The organism is Aquiflexum sp., from assembly GCF_041749095.1.
In the GTDB taxonomy this organism is placed as follows: domain Bacteria; phylum Bacteroidota; class Bacteroidia; order Cytophagales; family Cyclobacteriaceae; genus Aquiflexum.
The window spans coordinates 19895-28407 of sequence record NZ_JBGTCA010000586.1 but is presented as its reverse complement, the minus strand read 5'-3'; the positions used below and the strand labels follow the sequence as shown (position 1 = coordinate 28407).

The following is an 8513-nucleotide window of genomic DNA, read 5'->3' as shown; positions in this document are numbered from 1 at the left end:
CTCTTGAAGTACCACTCCGTGGAAAATTAATCCAGTCTGTTTCTTTCTTCCGTACTGCCGCTTCTATTGGAAACGCGGAAACTTTCTCCTTGGGCAAATTTATACCTAAGTGTAAACCTTACCCCTTGGGTATTTCTATATTGCTCAAATTTGGTGTCAATATTATCAAACTGAACTGCCGCACGGATATACTGGGTTCTGAACAAATCAGTCCCGTTAACAGTCAGGGTCAATTTATCCTTCATTACAGATTTGGTGAGACCTGCATCCATCCAGGCGAAACCTTTGATAGTAGCTTGTCCATATTGAGAAGGACCCACATACATCCCCATCAATTCGGCCTTAAATCCTGCGGGTAAATTGATGGTATGCTGCGATCTTAAGGTCAAAGATGTCTGGGATACATCAAGCAGCGCATCTCCGATCATGGATTTCCATCTGGAATTGTTTACCTGGATCATATTACTGGTATTCCACCAAGGTCGGATTTCCACTGGGATCATCGTCCTGAAATTCCAGTTTTGAGACTTGTCCAAGTTGGCGGTGTAGGTTGTGGTGGTTCTAGTTTCCTCATCTTGAGTAAAGATCTGTTGGAAGACATCATTGGTCAGGGAATATCCCAAAGTAAACTGGTATGACCCTTTGATGACATGGTTCATTTCAAGGTTGTGGGCATATTGGGGTCTTAGGTTTGGATTCCCCTGTTCGGTGGTAAGGGGATCAATATAATATACAAATGGATTCAAAAGCCTATAGTTTGGTCTGGCGATCCTTCTATTCGCATTGTAGATGATCTGATAGTCTTTTGTCACTTGTTGCTGTACAAAAAAGCTGGGGAAAAGGTCAATGTAATTTTGCTTGTCCACCCTATCCAAGGTGATGGAGGTTCCTGTGATATCGGAATATTCGGTTCTCAATCCAGCCTGAAAGCTTACTTTTTCGGAAAATTTGCTTTTGTAAGAAGCATAAGCTGCCAACACATTTTCTTCATAGATGAAATGATTGCTGTTGGGGTCCGGGGTAAAAGGTTCTTCTTCTACGGCTTTGCTAAGATCCAGGACATTGTCCGATTTTACCCAACTACCCTTAACTCCCGTCTCCAATACCCTTCCCTTGCCAAAAGGTTTGGTGAAATCAGCTTTTGCAGTCAATATACTATAATCCATCTCATTCATTGTCAGGATATAATCTCTATTGGATTGGTGTTCCAGATCATTTATCCAATTATTGTTGGTCAAGAGCGCATTGCTGTTTGACCGCATTTTGGTATAGTCAACATCAGTGGTGAGTTTAGTACCAAGTGTATCCAGCATTCCAACATAGTGGAAATTACCAAAAATCCTGTCACTTTTTGAGTCAGAATCATTCAGGGATCTGATATAGAAAAGGTCATCTGTTCCGGGGTTATTGATCTCGGTCAAGGAATTGCCTACATCTTCTCCATTCCTCTGAGAAGCTTGAATACTGACCCCTACGCTATGGTTTGCATTGATCTCATAATCCGACCCTCCGGTAAAAAACAGGTTTCTGCTTTTCATGGTGATCCTACTGTTTTGATCGAAATTAGAGACACCCTCATCCAATTGAAAGTTTCGGTTAATATTCAGGTCATTGTGAAAGTTGAATTCACTGTAATTGAGATTCGCCATGTTGGTCCATTTCCCCTTTTTTAAATTAAGACTTAGCCCTGTATTGGGTGCAAATAGCCCGTTATAAAGACCTCCAAGCTGCACATTCCCAAACATCCCGTCAATATTGTTTTTCTTTAGCCTGATATTGATGATCCCTGCCGTACCTTCTGCATCAAATCTTGAGGTAGGGTTGTTAATGATTTCAATGCTTTTGATGTTTTCGGCAGGCATTGCCCTGAGGAAGCTGGCGAGGTCATTGGCACTCATATAGGTCTGACGGTCATTGATCATGACCGTGACCCCGGATCTACCGTTCAGGTTTATATTGTTATTTTCATCAAGATATACTCCAGGTGATCTTGCGATCACATCCAAAGCGGTGTTTCCTTCGGCCATGACAGTACCTTCCACATTGATAGTGGTCTTATCCGCTTCCACAATTATCTCCGGCCTAGAAGACCTAACAGTTACCTCCTTCAGGTTGCCGACTTCCTCTTTTATGGCCATCGAGCCAAAATCTTTTGAGAATCCGGGTTTGATTTCAAATTCTTCTGATCTGAAGGTTTCGAAACCTATGGAGGAAATCACCAATTGGACCTTGCCTGATCGGGATGATTCAATTTGGAATTTACCATTTTCATCGGTCACAGAACCTGTCAGCAATGTACCGTTGCCCGCTTCTACCAGTGCGACATTTACAAATGGCAGGATTTCCCCTTTTTGGTCTTTGACCTGTCCTGTAATATGGGCCAGATCTTTGGCGGCAAGATGGCTCATTCCTAAAAAGAACAGAAATAGCATTGTAAAAATCTGAGTTGAAATTTTCATAGTTGGTTTAGTTTTCATTGAACTGTACCATCCCTAATGAAAATTAGATGCCAATGCCCGAAAAAAAAAATAAATAATTGATAAACAAATACATATGTTTGTTAGTCAAAAAATGACTGTTTCAATAATGAACATAATTACCGTTCGATATATATACAAAAAGCCTTGGAAGTCATCCTTCCAAGGCTTTTTAGTTATTGTTATCTTCATTAACTTATTTGGCAGCAGCATATCTTTTAGCCACCTCGTCCCAATTGACCACATTCCAGAATGCTGAAACATAATCAGGTCTTCTGTTCTGATAATTCAGGTAATATGCATGTTCCCAAACATCCAAACCTAATATCGGTGTTCCTTTAACATCTGCAACATCCATTAGAGGATTATCTTGGTTGGGGGTAGAACTGACTACCAATTCACCATTGGCGATAGATAACCATGCCCAGCCTGAACCAAACCTGGTTGCTGCTGCTTTTCCAAATTCTTCTTTAAATGCATCCAAAGAACCGAATTTAGCATTGATGGCTGAAGCCAAGTCACCACTTGGGTTTCCGCCGCCTTTGGGTGAAAGCACAGTCCAAAACAAGCTGTGGTTATAGTGTCCACCGCCGTTGTTTCTAACAGCAGCATTCGAACCGACTGATTTCATCAACTCCTCTATGCTTTTGCCCTCCATGTCTGTACCTGCTACTGCATTGTTCAGATTGGTAACATAGCCATTGTGGTGTTTGCCGTGATGGATTTCCATCGTTTTTGCATCTATATGCGGCTCTAGCGCATTAAAATCATAAGGTAATTTTGGAAGTTCAAAAGCCATTTTTTATAAAGTTTTATGGTTAAACATTAAATAATTTCTCTGTGAGTGTCACGATTAAGCAACCATCAAAATGAAAAAATGGTTCTAAAATCCTCAAAAAGGATTCAGTTTCTTAACTTTTTAAAAAATTTATCCAGCAATTGCTTGGATTCTTCTGCCATTAAACCTGATTGAAACTTAGTTTTAGGGTGAAGCAGGTTTTCGCTCAATCTGGAAAATCCTCTTTTTGGATCGTTTGCTGCAAAATGGATTTCTCCCAATTGAGCCCAAAAGCATGCACCTGCACACATGGCGCAAGGTTCGAGTGTCACATACATTTTACATTCGCTGAGGTATTTTGCTCCCAATACATTTTCGGCAGAGGTAATTGCCAGGATCTCGGCATGGGCAGTCACATCTGTCAGTTTTTCTGTTTGGTTATAGGCACGGGCAATGACTTTGTTCCGACAAACTATAACAGCCCCAACCGGAATCTCGCCATCATCAAAGGCAATCCTGGCCATTTTCAAGGCCTCGTTCATAAAGTAACTGTCCGAATATAAATCCATGTCACAAAGTAAGCATCCAAAAATAAAAAGGCGTAGTCTTTTTCAAAAAACTACGCCTTAATGAAGGATGTGGTTATTTTACCTGAATAGGTCAAAGAATTCTTCTCTCACGCCATCATTGATGATCAAAGCCAAAATCAGGGAAACCAAAAGTCCGATGGTTGCCTTCAAAAGGTCTTTTCTTGCAAGGTAAAATGCATGGAACAAACGGGCTTTTCTTTTCTCGAATTTTTTCGATTTTGCCAATGCGATTGCCAATTCCCTTCCTCCCAACAAACCGATAAACACCCATGTAGTGCTCATTGGGACATTGTTGAGCATTTTGAAATAGAATAAAATGATCGCATACACAAAGTCCACCAAAGTCGCTGCCCTTACGTCAGTGACACGGGTCTTTTCATTGACAATGGACTGTATCCTGTCCCCCTTCATATAAAACAAAAATCCCAATCCCAAAAAGACAAATCCTGTATAGCCCAAAAATTCCCAGACATTCAATTGCCGTGGAAGAAATACGGCGATATTTGCAGCATCTTGCATTATCCAAACTGCCCATAAGGTACCGGAGGTGATCCACTGCAAAATATACCAGTATGGTTTGGCCTCTCCTTTTAAGTAGGTTTGGACAAATTTCTCCAATATAAACCAAACTAAAATTGCAATAATAAATGCAAGAATGTAACCAAAAAATGATTTTTGCATCACATCCAGTATGGTTCCTGCTTTATAGGTAAATACATTCAGCAAAAGGAATGTGGTGGACACCGGCATTCTCATCCTGGTCATTACCAAGAGTACTATGGGCGCTGCAAGTTGTAAGAAAACAAAATTTTCGGGTGCACGGTCCAATCCAGGAACCTGTAACCTCTTATAGGTGACATCACCGTCGAAAGCAAACCAACTGTAGGTAACGGTTCCAACAAAAATCAAACCCATAAACAGCCAAAGCCAATACCATTTTCTGGCTTGATTAGAGGCGATGAATGTACCGATGGTCTGAATACTGTCATTGGCAATTGCAGAGTATGCGGCAAGGAAAAATCCAAACCACATGGCTACATAGGTGTAGGGAGTTATTATTCCGGCAATTGAAATCAAGATACAGACAACCAAAAGAAAAGACTTCTCTTTTTTTGTAAAATCAAAAAGTGAATAGGCCGCTTTGGAAAGGGCGTCCTGATTGATGTTCTGGTCTTTAAGTTTGGCCATAGATGGGTGCTTGGTAATAAATTAAATTCCGGTGCAAATTTAAAGAAGATTATTTGGCTTGTATATTAATAAATTGTTAAGCCCGGTATTTTTGATTATTTTTATCAGACAGCTGATTTGAAAACAGAAAGTTGATATTAAAACAAATTTTATAGCCTTAAAAGAATCCGGGCAAATATTTAAGTTTTCAATATCCATAATGGCACCCTTCGAACTTTATTTTAATATTAACAAAAGTTTCATACCAAAACCTCACTTATTATTTGTGTTTACAGTTACTTTGCGTTTGATTTAACAGGAATCTGACCCCTTGACGAGAGGGGTTTTTGTATAAATGACCGAACTGAAAAAATCCCTTATACAGCCAAATAGGATCTGGACCTTTGTTCAGATGCTGATTGCATTTGTTCTTTTTATGTTTTCTATTGATCTGTTGACCATGTCAATGGTGAGTATAAACAATCAATTGGCAGAGGAGTTATTTCAGGCCACTAATAACCCATTCGTGGGCCTTTTTGTTGGACTGTTGATGACTGCCCTGATTCAAAGCAGTTCCACAGTTACTGCCATGATTGTCGCAGTAGTGGCATCAGGAAATCTTACCTTAATTCAGGCAGTACCATTGGTGATGGGTGCCAATATAGGGACTACCATTACGAGTACATTGGTGGCTTTTTCATTTATCATGAAAAAAGGAGAGTTCCGAAAAGCACTTTCAGCGGGAGTATTGCACGATATTTTCAATATCCTGACAGTAATCATTTTATTGCCTTTGGAAATCTATTTTGGCTTTTTGAGTAAAACAGCTATTTTTCTGACAAGTATATTTTTTGATCAAAACCAGAATTTTGATGTTCAGTTTACATACAACATCCTTTTCACCAGACCCTTGACCAATTGGGTCGTTGATTTTATTAATAGCCCAATTATCAGTTTGGTCTTGGCAGTGGTTTTGGTTTTTGTATCCATCAAATACCTATCGGTCACTGTTTTTCAAACTTTTGTATCAAAAAATTATAATAATCTCGGTAAATACATTTTCAAACACCCTTATATTGCGTTTTTATATGGGATGTTTTTTACAGCAGCTGTTCAGTCCAGTACCGTCACTACCTCACTGATTGTGCCTGCAGTCGCCAATAGAAAGGTTTCTTTGGTAAAAGTTTTTCCTTTTATCATCGGGGCCAATATCGGAACCACAATCACAGCTGCGATTGCAGCGATTTACAAAACGGAGGCAGCTATCAGTATTGCGATTGTTCATTTTCTGTTCAATTTATTGGGGGCATTGTTTTTTATGCCTATTTCAGGAGTAAGAAATATTCCTGTAAAAATTGCCACCTTCCTAGGCAAAGAATCGGTCAGATCCAGAATAGTGGGTTTTGCCTATATCCTATTGACTTTTTTCCTTATCCCTTTTCTGTTGATTTATTTTAATAAGGATGACAGTTTTCCGAATATGAGAAAAGACGAATCCCAATCACCAAAGACAGAGATTATTGTTAAAAATCCCACTGAAAATTAAGAATCAGTTCTCCTGGCATCATTAACAATCTGTACACCAGAGCTCGTGCCAAGTCTGTCAGCCCCGGCCTTGATCAAGTTTACTGCCTGTTCCAAAGATTTGATTCCACCACTTGCCTTGATTCCGACATTACTGGGCAGGTGTTCACGCATAAGAACAATATGCTCAATTTTTGCCCCATCGGGAGCAAAACCTGTAGAGGTCTTCACATAATCCACACCAGCATCAGCACAGATTTCACAGGCTTTGATGATTTCCTCTTGGTCGAGAAAAGCAGTTTCAATGATCACTTTGAGTATCCTTACATGGTCATGGCATAGTTGTGACATTTTTGCCAGTTCGATCTTTGGCCAGTTCATTCCGGCTTTGAAAGCAGAGATGGACCATACTACATCTATTTCATCAGCTCCGTGTTTGATCAACTGTTCTGCTTCGAAAAGCTTGGTTTCTGTCAGGTTATAGCCCAAGGGAAAACCTGCCACACTGACCAATTGGATGTCTGAATCTCCGATTTCTCTTTTTGCTTTTTTGACCCAAAACGGGGGAACACATATCCCTATAAAACGATAAGTCTTGGCATCCTTCACTAGATTTTCAATATCCACATCAGTGGTCTGAACCTTGAGAATTGTCTGTTCTATATACCGTTCAATATTCTTCATTGTCTTTTTCTAAATTTTCCTTTTCATCCACAAAATCTTTGAGGTAGATAAACTCAATGGTGAGGTCACCATCTTTGGTTATAGTGGCTTTATCTAAAACCGGAGACTTCTCATGGAGCAGTTCAGGTATAAAATGGGCCGTCAGTTGAGCTCCAAACTCCTCTGAAGCGTCTCTTGGCAGTTCGGTCGGCAAGTTGTCTATTGCCATTATCGATATACTTGTCTGCTTACCAAAAGCCGATAATTCCCTAAAAGTATTCCGATCGACATCAAAAACAGGATCCGCTATGGTACTGACCCGAAAAGTGGTAGGCACCGAACCGTTTATATCGCATGTGATATCAGCGATGACCGAAAGAGAGAAATCTTCTGAACGGATATCCTCCAATTGGAAGAGTTTTGGTGCCCGATGGTCCCAATATGCTGCTGCTATGAGTATATCGCTCACTTCGGCATATTTGAGAAAATGGCTTTCGTATTTTTCAGGTGAATTATAAAACTCTTCCTTATCAAAACCGCCGTCGGTTTTCCTTCTGTTATAATCACTTCCGCACAATATCGTATAGACAGGTTCATCGAAATATTGTACCAAAAAATCCTTTTGTAGAACAGACCTGATACCTACCTCATCCAATACTTCCATTACCCCTTTGGCTACCCTTCCGGTACCCGTGACTACAATTTTGATAGGAGGCAACTGCACTTTGTGCAACTCTCTTTTGATTTCTTCCCTATCAAAACAATCAAATGCACGTTTCAAATCAAAAAGTCCGCTTTTTTGTCCATAGGTCCACAGACTATTATATGCTCCCACAATACCTGCCCATCTGCCAAAAGCCACTGTTCGTACGCCATTTTGGTTCTTGAGCAATTCATAATCCATCAGGGTTATATTTTTTTCCAAAATAGCCTGGAGCAGGTTTCTATTATGGGACTGCTTTTTGATGGTATGGGAAAAAAACAAATAGGTTTTATTGTCGATCAAATGCTCAATGGGAACTTCTTTTATCCCCATCAGCAGATCACAGAATGAGATATCATCTACCACCTTGATGCCTGCTTCTTGGTATTCCAGATCAGTATAGCACCTTATCTGACTTGACTCCACAAAAAATGAAAGTTGACCTTCATATTTCTCTGCCAAAGTAGCCAATTGGGACGGGGTAAAGGATACCCGCTTATCAGCCGGTTTTTTTCCTTCTTTTATTAAACCTATCTTCATGTATTAGTGGTTATTCAAATGGAATAATAGCAATCAAAATTAAATATTCATTTAGGCGATTAAGCTACCCT

7 protein-coding genes are annotated in these 8513 nt (G+C 39.9%); 1 reads left to right on the top strand and 6 read right to left on the bottom strand.

Annotated elements, in window-relative coordinates:
• Positions 1-26 precede the first annotated feature (26 nt).
• The 4 genes from ACEW8O_RS26120 to ACEW8O_RS26105 form a co-directional block, all read right to left on the bottom strand.
• Positions 27-2459 carry an outer membrane beta-barrel protein gene (locus ACEW8O_RS26120; protein WP_373497571.1) on the bottom strand — a complete coding sequence of 811 codons (2433 nt, stop codon included), beginning with the start codon at positions 2457-2459 and terminating at the stop codon, positions 27-29.
• A 214-nt stretch (positions 2460-2673) separates the two neighbouring features.
• On the bottom strand, positions 2674-3276 hold the full coding sequence (locus ACEW8O_RS26115) for a superoxide dismutase (protein ID WP_373497570.1): 603 nt from the start codon (positions 3274-3276) through the stop codon (positions 2674-2676).
• A gap of 104 nt (positions 3277-3380) precedes the next feature.
• A complete protein-coding gene (locus ACEW8O_RS26110) occupies positions 3381-3824 on the bottom strand; it encodes a nucleoside deaminase (protein WP_373497569.1) in 444 nt (147 codons plus the stop codon).
• A 78-nt stretch (positions 3825-3902) separates the two neighbouring features.
• A complete protein-coding gene (locus tag ACEW8O_RS26105; protein ID WP_373497568.1) occupies positions 3903-5033 on the bottom strand; it encodes a hypothetical protein in 1131 nt (376 codons plus the stop codon).
• Between the two features lie 334 nt (positions 5034-5367).
• Here ACEW8O_RS26105 and ACEW8O_RS26100 point away from each other — a divergent pair, with 334 nt between their 5' ends.
• Positions 5368-6558, top strand: a complete 1191-nt coding sequence (locus tag ACEW8O_RS26100; RefSeq protein ID WP_373497567.1) for a Na/Pi symporter — start codon at positions 5368-5370, stop codon at positions 6556-6558.
• Here the strand turns inward: ACEW8O_RS26100 and deoC are convergent.
• Together deoC and ACEW8O_RS26090 are read right to left on the bottom strand one after the other, a co-directional pair.
• Complete coding sequence (deoC, locus tag ACEW8O_RS26095; protein ID WP_373497566.1) at positions 6555-7220, bottom strand: deoxyribose-phosphate aldolase; 666 nt, start codon at positions 7218-7220, stop codon at positions 6555-6557. The genes ACEW8O_RS26100 and deoC overlap by 4 nt on opposite strands.
• Positions 7207-8442, bottom strand: coding sequence for an NAD(P)-dependent oxidoreductase (locus ACEW8O_RS26090; RefSeq protein WP_373497565.1), 1236 nt, complete (start codon positions 8440-8442; stop codon positions 7207-7209). The genes deoC and ACEW8O_RS26090 overlap by 14 nt, the downstream gene beginning before the upstream one ends.
• Between the last annotated feature and the right edge of the window lie 71 nt (positions 8443-8513).